Here is a 13,348-nt window from a genome sequence, read left to right on the forward strand (position 1 = left end):
TCAGCCCAGATCCCCCGGACGGTCGATGTCGCGCAGGGAGGCGGCGGGCAGCGGGCAATGCGCCCCGGGATGATCGCGCAACAGCCGCCCCGCCCCCTCGTCACCGCGCAGGGCCAGCAGGCGCGGGAACCACGCCTTCGGAAACAGCGCCGGGGGGGAGACATGGCCTTCGGCCACGGCGCAACGCGGGCCGTCGCCGTCAAGGATCAGGGCCAAATCGTCGTCCCGCAGATACGGCATGTCGCCCAGCGCGATCAGCAGATGCGTCGTCTGGGGCGGCAGGTGTCGGATTGCGGCGACAAGGCTGTCGGCCTGCCCGCCACCTGCGGGGATCCGGACCGTCTCCATCCCCACCGCCTGCGCCACCGTGTCCGAGGATACGACGGCAAAGCAGCAGTCCAGCGGGGCCCGCGCCAACCGTTCGGCCGCATGGGCCACCAGCGGGCGCTCTTTCAGAGTGGCCAGCAGCTTGTCCTGCGGCCCGAAGCGGCGCGAGGCGCCCGCCGCCAGCAGCGCCCCGACGATCATGCCTTGGCCCGCGCCAGAACGTCCGCCAGCACCGCCACCGCCAGCGTCCGCGCGTCGCGGGCCGAGGGGATCAGGCCGAACGGATCGGCCAGACGCTCGATGGCACGGTCCGGAACCCCGATCGCCTCCAACGCCGCGCGGCGCGCCTGCCGCGCACGGTGGCTGCCCTGCGCCCCGACATACAGCGCGGACGAGGACAGGGCCGCGGCCAGCAAGGGCGGCTCCCAATCATGGTCGTGAAAAAATAGGGTCACGGCGGTGCGCGGATCAATCGCCACGCCTTCCGGCCATCGGGGCGACACCAAGGGGGTGGCGGTGACGCCGGACGGCACGTCCATCGCCTCGGGCGAGAACAGCTCCACCCCGAACCCGGTCAGGCGGGCCAGATCGGCAAAGGTCGCGGCCTCGGGTCCCTTGCCGAAGACCAGAAAGCGCAGTTCGGGCTGGATGTGCAGGGCCACCCCCTCCAGATCCAGCCGCGCAGGCTGCCGTGCCGCCAGTTGGTCCAGCGCCTTGCGGATGGAACCCCGGTCGGGGCGCGGCAGGATCAGGATGTCCAGACCGCCCCCGCAGGGCAGTGCCAGATCGGCAAAGGGCGATCCGGCGCCGTAACGCAGCTGCCGCGCCTCCCTGTCCTCCAGCGCCTGACGGGCGTGCAGGGCCACATCCTCGTCAATACAGCCCGAGGACAGGTTGCCCGTCCGGCGCCCTGCCCCATCCACGGCCATGGCCGCGCCAAGGGGACGGTAGGAGGTCCCCTCCACCCCCACGATCACGGCCAGCGCCCGGTCCTCCCCCACCAGCGCCGCAAGGGGGAAGTCCCCTTCGGACACGGTGGCAAGAACGTCACTCGTCACTCAGACCTCCGGCAGGCGATCAAGATAGCGGTCCAGCGTGATGGGATAGTCGCGCACCCGCACCCCCGTCGCGTTGTAGACGGCGTTCGCCACCGCCGCCGCCACGCCGCAGACGCCCAGTTCGCCCACGCCCTTGGCCTTCAGGGGCGTGGAATAGGGATCGTCCTGCTGCATGAAGATCACCGTCTGTTCGGGGATGTCCAGATGCACCGGCACCTCGTAGCTGGCCAGATCGTGGTTGGCGAAGAAGGCGCGGCCCGAATCCACCTCCAGATGCTCCATCAGTGCGGCGCCGACGGCCATGGTCATCCCGCCGATCACCTGGCTGCGGGCCGTGATCGGGTTCAGGATGCGCCCGGCGTCACAGACGGCCAGCATCCGGCGCAGCCGCACCTCGCCCGTATAAGCGTTGACCGCCGTTTCCACGAAATGCGCGGCAAAGGTGGCGAGTTCATATTCCTTGCTGCGGAACTCGCCGAACTCGATCTTGTCCTCGGCCACCAGTTCCCCGTCCGACGCGAGGCTGGCCAGCGAGACGCTGCGCGTGCCGTCATGAACCTCCCCGTCGCGGAAATCCAGCGTGGCGGCGTCGGCCTGAAGACGTTCCGCGATCTGGGCGCGCAGGGCCACACAGGCGGCATAGAGCCCGGCGGTGGAGCTTGCGGCCCCGAACTGACCGCCCGACCCCGACGACACGGGATAGCGGGAATCGCCGAGGCGGACCTCCACCTTCTCGATCGGCAGGCCCATCATCTCGGCCGCGGTCTGGGCCAGGATGGTGTAGCTGCCGGTGCCGATGTCGGTCATGTCGGTTTCCACGATCACGCGGCCATCGGCCTGCAATCGTACGCGCGCTCCCGAGGTGGAGGCCGGCGATCCGCGATAGGCGCCCGCCATCCCCTGCCCGATCAGCCAGTGCCCTTCGCGGCGCGAGGCGGGGGCCGGGTTGGTCCAGCCGAACTCCTTCGCGCCGTGGCGCAGACAGTCCACGAAGTTGCGGTGCGAGAATTTCTGCTTCGGATTGCTGGGCACCACCTGAGTGTCGTTTAGGGCCCGGAACTCCACCGGGTCCATGCCCAAACGCTCTGCCATCTCGTCCATGGCGATTTCCAGCGTCATCAGGCCCGCCGCATCGCCCGGCGCGCGCATGGAGTTCGACTCGGGCATCTTCATTTCCGCGACGCGGTTGACGATGCGCATGTTGGGCGCGCCATAGAAGCTGAGGCTCTGGCTCGTCGCATCCTCTCCATCGCCACCGGGAGGGGTGTTCGACAGGTTGTCATGACCCAACGCGATCAGCTTGCCATCGTTGTCGGCCGCCAAGCGGATGCGCTGGATGGTCTGGGCGCGGTGGGTCGTGTTGTTGGTCATCAAGGGGCGCGGCAATGCCAGCTTCACCGGCCGCCCCGTGGCCTTCGATCCCAGCGCCGCCAGCACCGCATCGGCGCGCAGGAACAGCTTCCCGCCAAAGCCGCCGCCGATATAGGGGCTTTCGACGCGCACATCCTCCACATCAAGGCTGAGGGTCTTGGCCAGCGCGTCCCGCCACCACTTGATCATCTGGCTGGAGGTCCAGACCGTCAGCTTGCCATCCTTCCATTCCGCGACCGAGGCGTGCGGCTCCATCATGGCATGCGTCTGGGCGGGGGTGGTGTAGATCTCGTCCAGCGTCACCGGGGCGTTGGCGAAGGCCGTGTCGAAATCGCCGGTGTCGGCCGCGGGCTCCGTTTCGGGCGGCGTCACCTCCGACAGGTCCAGGGTCGCCTGTTCGGCGTGGTATTCGACCTTGATCAGGTTCGTCGCCGAACGAGCCTGTTCGAAGGTGTCGGCCACCACGACGGCGATGGCCTGATGGTAATGCTCCACATCCGCGCCGCCGAACAGGCGGTTCACGTTGTGGCTGTCCTTGGGCAGCGGGTCCATGTCCAGTGTCGTCACGACGGCGCGGACGCCGGGCGCGGCGGTGGCGGCCTCGGTGTCCATCGACAGGATGCGCCCGCGGGAAATCGCGGCCCCCAGCGGATAGCCGTAAAGCTGCCCTTCGGCGACATCCTGGCGTTCATAGGCGTAGGGCGCGGCGCCCGTGGTCTTCAGGCGGCCTTCGACGCGGCTGTGGGGCTGGCCCAGAACCAGCAGACGGTCGGAGGCGTTGGCTTCGGCGGGACGGTCGAACTTCATGGTCTCACTCCTTCGCTTCGGCGAGGACCAGCGCGAGGGTCCGTTCGGCCAAAGGCAGTTTGAAGGCATTGTCCGGGCGCGGCGCGGCGTCGGCAAAAACGCGCGCGGCGACGGCGCGGGCTCCGTTCGGCATCTCGGCCTCGGCCTCCTCCACCCGCCACGGCTTGTGGGCGACGCCGCCAAAGGCGACGCGTCCCGTGCCGTCGGGATGGATGATGGCCGCAACCGACACCAGCGCAAAGGCGTAGGAGGCGCGGTCCCGCACCTTGTGATAGATCTGGCGTCCGCCCACGGGGGCCGGCAGCGTGACGGCCGTGATGAACTCGCCGGTGTTCAGCACGGTGTCGCGTTCGGGCTCGTCCCCCGGCAGGCGGTGGAACTCGGCCATGGGGATGGCGCGGGTGGCGCCTTCGGCGTCCACCGTCTCCACCACCGCGTCCAGCGCGCGCATGGCCACGGCCATGTCGCCCGGATGGGTGGCGATGCAGGCGTCCGACCCGCCGATCACGGCCAGCTGGCGGCTGACGCCGGTCAGTGCGGCGCAGCCCGAACCGGGGTTGCGCTTGTTGCAGGGCATGTTCGTGTCATAGAAATACGGGCAGCGCGTGCGTTGCAGCAGGTTGCCGGCCGTCGTGGCCTTGTTGCGCAACTGCCCCGAGGCGCCGGCCACCAGCGCGCGCGACAGCAGCGGATAATCCCGCCGCACCTGCGCGTCGGCCGCCAGATCGGTGTTGCGGACCAGCGCGCCGATGCGCAGGCCGCCGTCATCCGTCGGCTCCACCGTGTCCAGCCCAAGGCCGTTCACGTCGACCAGATGGGTCGGGGCCTCGATCTCCAGCTTCATCAGGTCCAGAAGGTTGGTGCCCCCGGCGATGAACTTGGCGTTCGGCGTGGCGACCGCGGCGGCGGCGGCGGCTTCGGGCGTGGTGGCCCGTTCGTAGCTGAAGGCCCTCATTTCCCGGCCTCCACTTCGCGGATCGCGTTCAGCATATTGGAATAGGCCCCGCAGCGGCAAAGGTTTCCGCTCATGCGTTCGCGCACCTCGGCGTCGCTGAAGGTCACATGGTCCAGATCGGCGGTGACATGGCTGGGGATGCCCTGACGGATCTCCTCCAGCACGGCTTTGGCGGAACAGATCTGGCCGGGGGTGCAATAGCCGCACTGGTATCCGTCGTGGCGGATGAACGCGTCCTGCATCGGGTCCAGCGCGTCGGGGGTGCCGATCCCCTCGATCGTCGTGATCTCATCCCCTTCGTGCATCACGGCGAGGGAGAGGCAGGAGTTGATGCGCCGCCCGTTCACCATCACCGTGCAGGCGCCGCACTGGCCGTGGTCGCAACCCTTCTTGGACCCGGTCAGCCCGATATGTTCGCGCAGCGCGTCCAGAAGGGTGACGCGGTGGTCCAGCGTCAGGTTCACCGTCTTGCCGTTGACCACGAAGCGGACGGCCCCGTCGGTTCGGCCCTTGGGCATGTCGTGGATGGTCATGGCTGGCCTCCTGAAGCTGGCTTGCTGTCTGACGCGGAAACCTAGCCCGAACACCCCGCCCCGACAGCCCGGACCCCCGACAAAATAGTGACGGAACCATCTGGCGTTTTTCGCGTTTGCCGCACGGTCCGCACCAAAAAATTCATAATGGCGGACTATGACGGGGCAAAGGCGGCACAAGGCGATCGCGGGTCATCAGGCACGGGCCCGCCGCGCGTTCCGCGTGATTTCGAGTGGAGACGGACATGAACGCAACCGCAGCTTTCCGTGCGGCCCGCGTCCTCGTGGTGGAGGACGAGCCGCTGATGGCGATGACAGTCGGGGATTACCTTCGCGATCTGGGCTATGACGTGGTGGGACCCGCCACGCGGCTGGAAACCGCGCTGGATCTGGCCCGGAGCGAGGCGATCGACTTCGCCCTTCTGGACATCAACCTGCGGGACCGGCTGTCCTTTCCCGTGGCCGACGCGCTGGCCGACCGGGGCATCCCCTTCATCTTCGCCACCGGCAACGGGCGCGACGTGGTGACAGAACGCCATGTCCGCGCCGTCATGCTGCGTAAGCCTTACGATCTGTCGGATCTGGAACGCGCGCTGGGTGCGGCAGAACTGCACCGGGTCTGAGGCGCGGCTTGTCGCGGGGGATATCGTCGTCTAAGCAAGGGGTCAAAGGAAAGGGCCCCCATGCGTATCCTGATCACGAACGACGATGGCATCAACGCCCCCGGTCTGGCCGTGCTGGCTGAAATCGCGCAGGAACTGGCCGGTGCGGAGGGCGAGGTCTGGACCGTCGCCCCCGCGTTCGAGCAGTCGGGCGTGGGCCACGCCATCAGCTACACCCACCCCACCCTGTTCGCCCAGCTGGGCCAGCGCAGCTTTGCCGCCGAAGGCAGCCCGGCCGATTGCGTCCTGGCGGCCATCCACGAGGTGTTTCAGGGCCAAAAGCCCGACCTGATCCTGTCCGGCGTGAACCGCGGCAACAACGCGGGCGAAAACGTCCTTTATTCCGGCACGATCGGCGGCGCCATGGAGGGCGCGCTTCAGGGCGTGCCGTCGATCGCGCTGTCGCAATACATGGGCCCCGAAACGCGCCTCCTGGAAGACCCGTTCGCGGCCGCGCGCGTGCACGGCGCCGCCACGATCCGCCGTCTTCTGGACCGCGGCCTGTGGGACGACGTGCCCTACCGGCTGTTCTACAACATCAACTTCCCGCCCTGCGCGGCGGCGGACGTCAAGGGCGTGCGCGTGGCGCCGCAGGGCTTCCGCCCCGGGCCCGGCTTCTCGACCGAGCCGCACATCTCCCCCTCAGGCAAGCGCTTCCTGTGGGTGCGCGGCGGCGAACAGGGACCGGCCGAACCCGGCAGCGACGTGACGCTGAACCTGGAAGGCTTCGTGACGGTGACCCCGCTGCGCTGCGACCTGACCGCCCATGACCGGCTGAGGGAGCTTGAGGCCGCCTTCGCATGACCGAGGACGAGGACAGCCTGGCCGAACGGAAGATGCGCTTCCTGTATGCCCTGCGGTCGCGCGGGATCACGGACGGCCGCGTGTTGACGGCGATGGAGGCAATCGACCGCGGCGCCTTCGTGAAGGGCATCTTCGCCGACCGCGCCTATGAGGACACGCCCCTGCCCATCGCCTGCGGGCAGACGATCAGCCAGCCGTCCATCGTGGCGCTGATGACGCAAGCCCTGTCCCTGAACCCGCGCGACCGGGTGATGGAGATCGGGACCGGTTCCGGCTATCAGGCGGCGATCCTCAGCCAGCTGGCGCGGCGCGTCTACACCATCGACCGCCACCGCCGCCTTGTGCGCGAGGCGGAGGAGGCGTTCCAGGCGCTGGGCCTTCCCAACATCACCGCCTTCACCGGGGATGGCAGTCACGGCCTGCCGGATCAGGCGCCGTTTGACCGCATCCTGGTGACGGCGGCCGCCGAAGACCCCCCCGGCCCCCTGCTGGCGCAGCTGAAGGTGGGCGGGATCATGGTCGTGCCTGTGGGCCAGACGGATGCGGTGCAGACGCTGGTCAAGGTCGTCCGGACCGAAGACAGTTTCGAATACGAGGAGCTTCGCTCCGTCCGGTTCGTGCCGCTGGTCGAAGGGCTGGCGGCGGAATGACAGGCGGCGATCGCGTCGCAGAAGGAATGAGGATGTGATGAGCAAGCGCATAGCGATGGTGCTGTCGGGAACGGTCCTGCTGGCGGCCTGCAACAATCCGATGGATTTCGATCTGCGGAACGGCCTGAACACCGGCTCGGCCGCGATCGGCGCGTCGGACGCCCGGCCCCAGCCCGACGCGCGGGGCGTGATCCAGTATCCCACCTATCAGGTGGCGGTGGCGCGACCGGGCGACACGGTCATCTCGATCGCGACGCGGGTGGGCGCCGATCCGAACGCGCTGGCCCAGCACAACGCGCTGGACCCCCGCACCGTTTTGCGCGGGGGCGAGGTGATCTCCCTGCCCCAGGGCACCGGCACACTGGCCACGGCCAGCACGGCACCGATGGCACCCGTCGCGACAGCAATCCAGACCAGCTCCATCGACGTGACGACGCTGGCCTCCTCCGCGATCGCCACTGCGCCGATCAGCAGCGCGTCGGCCAGCGGATCGCAGCCCGCCCAGCACCGCGTTCAGCGCGGAGAGACGGCCTATTCCATCGCGCGGACCTACAGCGTGTCGCCCAAGGCGCTGGCCGAATGGAACGGGCTGGACGCCAACCTGTCGCTGCGCGAAGGCCAGGTCCTGATGATCCCGACGGGCGGCGCCGTGCCGGCCGCGACGCAGACCGCTGCCGCAGCACCGGCCCCCGCCGCCAGCGCTCCTGCAGCCGCGCCTGCGCCCAACACGTCGGGCACGCGCTTTGCGATGCCCGCCTCGGGCAGCATCATCCGGCCGTATCAGAAGGGCAAGAACGAAGGCGTGGACATCGGCGCCCCCGCGGGCAGCCCGGTCGTGGCGGCGGCGGACGGCACGGTGGCGGCCATCACCAAGGACACGGATCAGGTCCCGATCCTGGTTCTGCGCCATCCGGACAACACGCTGACGGTCTATGCCGGCATTGATGCGGTGTCGGTCGCCAAGGGCGCCAGCGTGACGCGCGGCCAGACCGTGGCGAAGATCCGCGCGACCAACCCCGCCTTCCTGCACTTTGAAGTGCGCAAGGGGTTCGAAAGCGTCGATCCGGCCCCCTACCTTCAGTAAAGGCGGATGCCCTTCCGCGCGGCCAGGTCGGTGAAGAACTGCCAGGCCACGCGGCCCGAACGCGATCCGCGCGTCGCCTGCCATTCGACGGCTTCGGCCCGCAGCGTGTCCTCCACGGGCACGCCATAGGCCTGGCAATAGCCGTCGATCATCGCAAGGTAATCGTCCTGCGAACAGGGGTGGAAGCCCAGCCACAGCCCGAAGCGGTCGGACAGGGAGACCTTCTCCTCCACCGCCTCGGCCGGGCTGATGGCGGTGGACCGCTCGTTCTCGATCATGTCGCGCGGCATCAGGTGGCGGCGGTTGGACGTGGCGTACAGGATCACGTTGTCCGGCCGCCCCTCGATCCCGCCGTCCAGCACGGCCTTCAGCGATTTGTAGTGCTGGTCGTCATGGCTGAAGGACAGATCGTCCAGAAACAGCACGAAGCGATGATCGGACTGCCGCAGATGGCCCAGCAGCCGCTGGACCGAGGGCAGATCTTCGCGCGCCAGCTCCACCAGCTTCAGGGGCAGCCCTTCGGCCCGCAGCGCGCCGTGGATCGCCTTCACCAGCGAGGATTTGCCCATCCCCCGCGCGCCCCAAAGCAGCGCGTTGTTCGCGGGCAGCCCTTTGGCAAAGTGGCGGGTGTTTTCCAGAAGAATGTCGCGGGCGCGGTTCACGCCGACCAACAGGCCCAGATCGACGCGCGCCACCTTCGTCACAGGCTCCAGCCGGTCCGGGGCGGTGTGCCAGATGAAGGCGTCGGCGGCGTCCAGATCCGGCGCGGCGGGCGCCGGAGGTGACAGACGCTCCAGCGCCTCGGCGATGCGGATCAGGGGGTCGTTCATTTCTTGGCGCTGTCCTCGGCCTCTTGATCCTCGACCCACAGGCCCTCGGCCCGCAGCTCGGCTTCGCGCCGCTTCTCGATCCGGCGGATCAGGAAGATCGATACCTCGTACAGCGGGTAGACGGCGCAGAAGAGAATGATCTGGCTCATCATGTCGGGCGGGGTCGCCACGGCGGCCAGAACCAGGATCGCCACGATGGCGTATTTGCGGACCGAGGCCAGACCGTCGGCCGAAATCAACCCCGCCTTGCCCATCAGCGTCAGCAGCACCGGCAGCTGGAAGCACAGGCCGAAGGCCAGGATGAACTTCATCGTCAGGCCCAGATATTCCTGCGCCGACCCTTGGAACACGATCCCCGCATGGACGGCGCGTTCCGCCACCTCGGCCGCGACGGGCGTTTCCTGCGCCTGCTGGAAGCTGAGGAAGAAGTCGAACGCCATCGGCAGCACGACGTAGTAACTGAAGGCCGCGCCCAGAAGGAACATCGCCGGCGAGGCGAGCAGGAAGGGCAGGAACGCATTCTTCTCGGACTTGTAAAGGCCCGGCGCCACGAAACGCCACATCTGGTAGCCGATGATCGGAAAGGCCAGCACAAGCCCCCCGAAGAACGAGATGTTGACCGAGATGAAGAAGCCTTCCTGCAGCTTGATCATCACAAGGCCGCAATCCTGCCCGCGCGAGTTCAGCGCCGTGCAGACGGGCTGCGACAGGAAGTTGAACACGCTTTGCGCGAAAGGGAACACCACGCAAACCGCCACCACATAGGCGCCCAGCGACCACAACACGCGGGTGCGGAGTTCCTTGAGATGTTCGATCAGCGGGGCGCTGCTGTCCTCGATCGTGTCTTCGCGGCTCATGTCTCGGGCTTCTTGGGCGTCGAACGACGGGGAACGGGCTTGCGCACCGGGGCCGAGGCGTCGACCTTGCGGCGACGCACGGGTTCGGGGCGCGGACGGACCAGCTTCGGTTCCGCCACGGACTTCGCAGGAACGGCGGGCAGAACGGGCTTCAGCGCCTCGGCCACCGGCGGGGCGGCGGTGACGGAGGCGGCCGAGTGGCGCACCTCATCAGCCTTGGTGTCGCCGAAACGGGTAGAGCGCATGGGGTCCCAGTTCTCGAACTTGGTGGCCGCCGTCTTCACCGCATCCAGCCCCAGCGCGCGGGGCGAGGTCATCTTCTTCAGATCGCCCGCCACGTCGCCCACGCCGGATTCTTTGGCCGCATCCTCCATCGCGTTGGAGAATTCGCGCGCCATGGACCGGGCCTTCGAGGTGAAGCGGCCCATCTGCCGGAACATGTCCGGCAGGTCCTTGGGACCGACCACGATCAGCGCGATCGTTCCGATCAGGATAAGTTCACTCCAGCCGATATCGAACATCTGTGCGGCCGATCAGACTTTCTTGCGCTCGGCCTCTTCGGGCGTCACGTCGCGGGCCTGATCCACGCGGTGCTGGTCGCCTTCCTTGTCGCCTTCGTGCACGCCCTTCTTGAAGGCGGTGATGCCCTTGCCGACTTCGCCCATCAGCGAGGAGACCTTGCCGCGCCCGAACAGCACCAGAACGATCACAGCGATAAGAAGAAGGCCCGGAAGGCCGATATTGTTGAGCATGACGCCACTCCTTCACGCCGCCGGAACGGCGGTTTTCTCTTATCTAGGCGATTCAGGGGCGTGTTCAAACCCCCTTTCGCCCCGCCCGGCATCACATTCACATTGTCAGATTGACGTTGCCGCCATCCACAAGGATGTTCTGCCCCACGATGAACCGGGCCTGCTGCGAACACAGGAAGGCGCAGATCGCGCCGAAATCGCCCGCATCCCCGTAATGGCCTGCGGGAATTTCCGCCTCACTGCGGCGGCGCGCCTCGGCCTCGTCCACGCCCTCGCGCGCGGCGCGGCCCTTGTCCAGCGACTCCGACCGGGCGGTGGCGTGGGTGCCGGGCAGAAGGTTGTTCACGATCACCCCATGCGGCGCCACCTGCCGCGAGGTTCCGGCGACATAGCCCGTCAGCCCCGTGCGCGCCGCGTTCGACAAGCCCAGCTGCGCGATCGGCGCCCGCACCGATTGCGAGGTGATGTTGACCACCCGCCCCCAGCCCTTTTCGATCATCTTCGGCATGATTGCCGTCATCATCGCAATCGGGGCCAGCATGTTGGCGTCCAGCGCCTTCTGGAAATCCGCGCGGCCCCAGTCGGACCAGACGCCGGGGGGCGGCCCGCCCGCGTTGTTCACCAGGATATCCACCTCGCCCGCCACCGCCAGCACGGTGCGCTGGCCCTCCTCGGTCGCGATGTCGGCGGCCACGGTGCGCACCTCGACGCCGTGGCGGCGCAGCCGTTCCGCCGCTTCTTCCAGCGGGCCTTCGGTGCGGGCGTTCAGGATCAGGTTCACGCCGGCCGCGGCCAGCGCCTCGGCGCAGCCATAGCCCAGCCCCTTCGATCCCGCGCAGACCAGCGCCGTTTTGCCGTGAATACCCAGATCCATCCCATCTCTCCCTGTGGACGCGCGTTGCGCGCTGATGTAAACCGCCGCCCATGCTGGACAACCGCCCCACCCTTCCGCCCGAGATCGCCCGCCGCCGGACCTTTGCGATCATCTCGCATCCCGACGCCGGGAAAACCACGCTGACCGAAAAGTTCCTGCTGTTCGGCGGCGCGATCCAGATGGCCGGACAGGTCCGCGCCAAGGGCGAGGCGCGGCGCACCCGGTCCGACTTCATGAAGATGGAACAGGATCGCGGGATCTCCGTCTCCGCCTCGGCCATGTCGTTCGAGTTCGGGAAGTATCGCTTCAACCTGGTGGACACGCCCGGCCACAGCGACTTTTCGGAAGACACCTACCGCACCCTGACGGCGGTGGACGCGGCGATCATGGTCATCGACGGCGCGAAGGGCGTGGAATCCCAGACCCGCAAGCTGTTCGAGGTGTGCCGCCTGCGCGACCTGCCGATCCTGACCTTCTGCAACAAGATGGACCGCGAATCCCGCGACGTGTTCGAGATCATCGACGAGATCCAGGAGAACCTGGCCATCGACGTGGCCCCGGCCTCGTGGCCCATCGGCGTGGGGCGCGACTTCATCGGCGCCTATGACCTTCTGCACGACCGGCTGGAGATCATGGACCGCGCCGACCGCAACAAGGTCGCCGAATCGGTGAAGATCAGCGGGCTGGACGATCCGCGGCTGGCCGACCACATCCCCGCCGACCTTCTTGCGAAGTTCCGCGAGGAGATCGAGATGGCGCGCGAGCTGCTGCCGACCTTCGACCGGCAGTCCTTCCTTGAAGGGCACATGACGCCGATCTGGTTTGGTTCTGCGATCAACTCCTTCGGCGTGAAGGAGCTGATGGACGGCATGGGCGAATACGGGCCCGAGCCGCAGCCCCAGACCGCCAAGGAACGCCAGCTGGACGCGTCCGAAAGCAAGGTCGCGGGCTTTGTGTTCAAGGTGCAGGCCAACATGGACCCCAAGCACCGCGATCGCGTGGCCTTCGTGCGCCTCGCCTCTGGCCACTTCGAACGCGGCATGAAGCTCTTGCACGTGCGGTCCAAGAAGCAGATGGCCGTGTCGAACCCGGTCCTGTTCCTCGCGGCCGACCGCGAACTGGCGGAGGAAGCCTGGGCCGGCGACATCATCGGCATCCCGAACCACGGCCAGCTTCGCATCGGCGACGCGCTGACCGAAGGCGAAAGCCTGCACTTCACCGGCATCCCCTCTTTTGCGCCGGAACTGCTGCAGGGCGTGCGCGCGGGCGACCCGATGAAGGCCAAGCATCTTGAGAAGGCGCTGATGCAGTTTGCCGAGGAGGGCGCAGCCAAGGTCTTCAAGCCCATGATCGGGTCCGGCTTCATCGTGGGCGTCGTGGGCGCCCTGCAATTCGAGGTTCTGGCCTCCCGGATCGAGCAGGAATATTCGCTCCCCGTCCGGTTCGAGGGGTCACAGTTCTCCTCGGCCCGCTGGGTGCAGGGGCCGAAGGCGGCGGTGGAAAAGCTGATTGCCGTCAACAAGGGCCACATCGCGCAGGACAGCGACGGCGACACTGTGTTCCTCACGCGCCTGCAATGGGACATCGACCGCGTCCAGCGCGACCATCCCGACGTGAAGCTGACCGCGACCAAGGACATGATGGTCTGACAGGCGGGCCGGCGGGGCCCTGCCCCGCCCGCAACCCTGTGCAACCTTGACCTTTTCACGCCTTTGCGATAATGCCGCATCAGGACCGGCAATGGTCCGCCGACGCCGGGACGCCCGGAGGATATGCGTCCCCTA

15 protein-coding genes are annotated in these 13,348 nt (G+C 67.7%); 5 read left to right on the top strand and 10 right to left on the bottom strand.

The genetic code is table 11. The annotated features are described in order from the left end of the window. From PIJ50_RS11750 to PIJ50_RS11770, 5 genes are read right to left on the bottom strand one after another with little or no spacing between them, the layout of a single operon-like run. Positions 1 to 528, bottom strand: a complete 528-nt coding sequence (locus tag PIJ50_RS11750) for a nucleotidyltransferase family protein (protein WP_271975480.1) — start codon at positions 526 to 528, stop codon at positions 1 to 3. Continuing rightward, the gene (locus tag PIJ50_RS11755; protein WP_271975482.1) at positions 525 to 1,385 is read right to left on the bottom strand and encodes an XdhC family protein; all 861 of its coding nucleotides are present in this window, start codon (positions 1,383 to 1,385) and stop codon (positions 525 to 527) included. Before PIJ50_RS11755 ends, PIJ50_RS11750 begins: the two co-directional genes overlap by 4 nt. Beyond that, positions 1,386 to 3,563, bottom strand: a complete 2,178-nt coding sequence (paoC, locus tag PIJ50_RS11760) for an aldehyde oxidoreductase molybdenum-binding subunit PaoC (RefSeq protein WP_271975483.1) — start codon at positions 3,561 to 3,563, stop codon at positions 1,386 to 1,388. It abuts the gene before it with no gap. Positions 3,564 to 3,567: 4 nt separating this feature from the next. Next, entirely contained in the window at positions 3,568 to 4,518 is a 951-nt protein-coding gene (locus PIJ50_RS11765) for an FAD binding domain-containing protein (RefSeq protein ID WP_271975485.1), read from the bottom strand. After that, the gene (locus PIJ50_RS11770; protein WP_271975487.1) at positions 4,515 to 5,051 is read right to left on the bottom strand and encodes a 2Fe-2S iron-sulfur cluster-binding protein; all 537 of its coding nucleotides are present in this window, start codon (positions 5,049 to 5,051) and stop codon (positions 4,515 to 4,517) included. The genes PIJ50_RS11765 and PIJ50_RS11770 overlap by 4 nt, the downstream gene beginning before the upstream one ends. A gap of 245 nt (positions 5,052 to 5,296) precedes the next feature. Between PIJ50_RS11770 and PIJ50_RS11775 the strand changes: the two genes are divergently transcribed. Genes PIJ50_RS11775 through PIJ50_RS11790 form a run of 4 tightly spaced genes read left to right on the top strand, consistent with a single transcriptional unit; the run spans position 5,297 to position 8,251 of the window. Then, entirely contained in the window at positions 5,297 to 5,674 is a 378-nt protein-coding gene (locus PIJ50_RS11775) for a response regulator (RefSeq protein WP_271975489.1), read from the top strand. A 60-nt stretch (positions 5,675 to 5,734) separates the two neighbouring features. Then, positions 5,735 to 6,517 carry a 5'/3'-nucleotidase SurE gene (gene surE, locus PIJ50_RS11780; protein ID WP_271975491.1) on the top strand — a complete coding sequence of 261 codons (783 nt, stop codon included), beginning with the start codon at positions 5,735 to 5,737 and terminating at the stop codon, positions 6,515 to 6,517. After that, a complete protein-coding gene (locus PIJ50_RS11785; protein WP_271975493.1) occupies positions 6,514 to 7,167 on the top strand; it encodes a protein-L-isoaspartate(D-aspartate) O-methyltransferase in 654 nt (217 codons plus the stop codon). The genes surE and PIJ50_RS11785 overlap by 4 nt, the downstream gene beginning before the upstream one ends. A 37-nt stretch (positions 7,168 to 7,204) precedes the next feature. After that, the gene (locus PIJ50_RS11790) at positions 7,205 to 8,251 is read left to right on the top strand and encodes a M23 family metallopeptidase (protein ID WP_271975495.1); all 1,047 of its coding nucleotides are present in this window, start codon (positions 7,205 to 7,207) and stop codon (positions 8,249 to 8,251) included. Here PIJ50_RS11790 and PIJ50_RS11795 read toward each other — a convergent pair. The 5 genes from PIJ50_RS11795 to PIJ50_RS11815 form a co-directional block, all read right to left on the bottom strand. Then, a complete protein-coding gene (locus tag PIJ50_RS11795; protein WP_271975496.1) occupies positions 8,245 to 9,081 on the bottom strand; it encodes an ATP-binding protein in 837 nt (278 codons plus the stop codon). The genes PIJ50_RS11790 and PIJ50_RS11795 overlap by 7 nt on opposite strands. Then, the gene (gene tatC / locus PIJ50_RS11800; protein WP_271975497.1) at positions 9,078 to 9,938 is read right to left on the bottom strand and encodes a twin-arginine translocase subunit TatC; all 861 of its coding nucleotides are present in this window, start codon (positions 9,936 to 9,938) and stop codon (positions 9,078 to 9,080) included. The genes PIJ50_RS11795 and tatC overlap by 4 nt, the downstream gene beginning before the upstream one ends. Beyond that, on the bottom strand, positions 9,935 to 10,459 hold the full coding sequence (tatB, locus tag PIJ50_RS11805) for a Sec-independent protein translocase protein TatB (protein ID WP_271975498.1): 525 nt from the start codon (positions 10,457 to 10,459) through the stop codon (positions 9,935 to 9,937). The genes tatC and tatB overlap by 4 nt, the downstream gene beginning before the upstream one ends. Before the next feature lie 12 nt (positions 10,460 to 10,471). Then, positions 10,472 to 10,690, bottom strand: a complete 219-nt coding sequence (locus PIJ50_RS11810; RefSeq protein WP_271975499.1) for a twin-arginine translocase TatA/TatE family subunit — start codon at positions 10,688 to 10,690, stop codon at positions 10,472 to 10,474. A 97-nt stretch (positions 10,691 to 10,787) separates the two neighbouring features. Further along, positions 10,788 to 11,564, bottom strand: a complete 777-nt coding sequence (locus PIJ50_RS11815; protein WP_271975501.1) for an SDR family NAD(P)-dependent oxidoreductase — start codon at positions 11,562 to 11,564, stop codon at positions 10,788 to 10,790. A gap of 50 nt (positions 11,565 to 11,614) precedes the next feature. On the opposite strand from PIJ50_RS11815, the gene PIJ50_RS11820 reads away from it, so the two are divergent. Next, positions 11,615 to 13,213: a peptide chain release factor 3 gene (locus PIJ50_RS11820; protein ID WP_271975502.1), complete on the top strand. Its 1,599-nt coding sequence runs from the start codon at positions 11,615 to 11,617 to the stop codon at positions 13,211 to 13,213. Positions 13,214 to 13,348 lie beyond the last annotated feature (135 nt).

It is taken from the genome of Falsirhodobacter sp. 20TX0035 (assembly GCF_028307215.1).
Classification (GTDB): domain Bacteria; phylum Pseudomonadota; class Alphaproteobacteria; order Rhodobacterales; family Rhodobacteraceae; genus Falsirhodobacter.

Bases quoted from the DNA above. Each gene is read 5' to 3' on its own strand.
- PIJ50_RS11770 (WP_271975487.1), bottom strand. From the start codon at position 5,051: ATGACCATCCACGACATGCCCAAGGGCCGAACCGACGGGGCCGTCCGC.
- PIJ50_RS11765 (WP_271975485.1), bottom strand. From the start codon at position 4,518: ATGAGGGCCTTCAGCTACGAACGGGCCACCACGCCCGAAGCCGCCGCC.
- PIJ50_RS11810 (WP_271975499.1), bottom strand. From the start codon at position 10,690: ATGCTCAACAATATCGGCCTTCCGGGCCTTCTTCTTATCGCTGTGATC.
- PIJ50_RS11785 (WP_271975493.1), top strand. From the start codon at position 6,514: ATGACCGAGGACGAGGACAGCCTGGCCGAACGGAAGATGCGCTTCCTG.
- paoC (WP_271975483.1), bottom strand. From the start codon at position 3,563: ATGAAGTTCGACCGTCCCGCCGAAGCCAACGCCTCCGACCGTCTGCTG.
- PIJ50_RS11790 (WP_271975495.1), top strand. From the start codon at position 7,205: ATGAGCAAGCGCATAGCGATGGTGCTGTCGGGAACGGTCCTGCTGGCG.
- PIJ50_RS11815 (WP_271975501.1), bottom strand. From the start codon at position 11,564: ATGGATCTGGGTATTCACGGCAAAACGGCGCTGGTCTGCGCGGGATCG.
- tatB (WP_271975498.1), bottom strand. From the start codon at position 10,459: ATGTTCGATATCGGCTGGAGTGAACTTATCCTGATCGGAACGATCGCG.
- surE (WP_271975491.1), top strand. From the start codon at position 5,735: ATGCGTATCCTGATCACGAACGACGATGGCATCAACGCCCCCGGTCTG.
- tatC (WP_271975497.1), bottom strand. From the start codon at position 9,938: ATGAGCCGCGAAGACACGATCGAGGACAGCAGCGCCCCGCTGATCGAA.
- PIJ50_RS11775 (WP_271975489.1), top strand. From the start codon at position 5,297: ATGAACGCAACCGCAGCTTTCCGTGCGGCCCGCGTCCTCGTGGTGGAG.
- PIJ50_RS11795 (WP_271975496.1), bottom strand. From the start codon at position 9,081: ATGAACGACCCCCTGATCCGCATCGCCGAGGCGCTGGAGCGTCTGTCA.
- PIJ50_RS11820 (WP_271975502.1), top strand. From the start codon at position 11,615: ATGCTGGACAACCGCCCCACCCTTCCGCCCGAGATCGCCCGCCGCCGG.
- PIJ50_RS11750 (WP_271975480.1), bottom strand. From the start codon at position 528: ATGATCGTCGGGGCGCTGCTGGCGGCGGGCGCCTCGCGCCGCTTCGGG.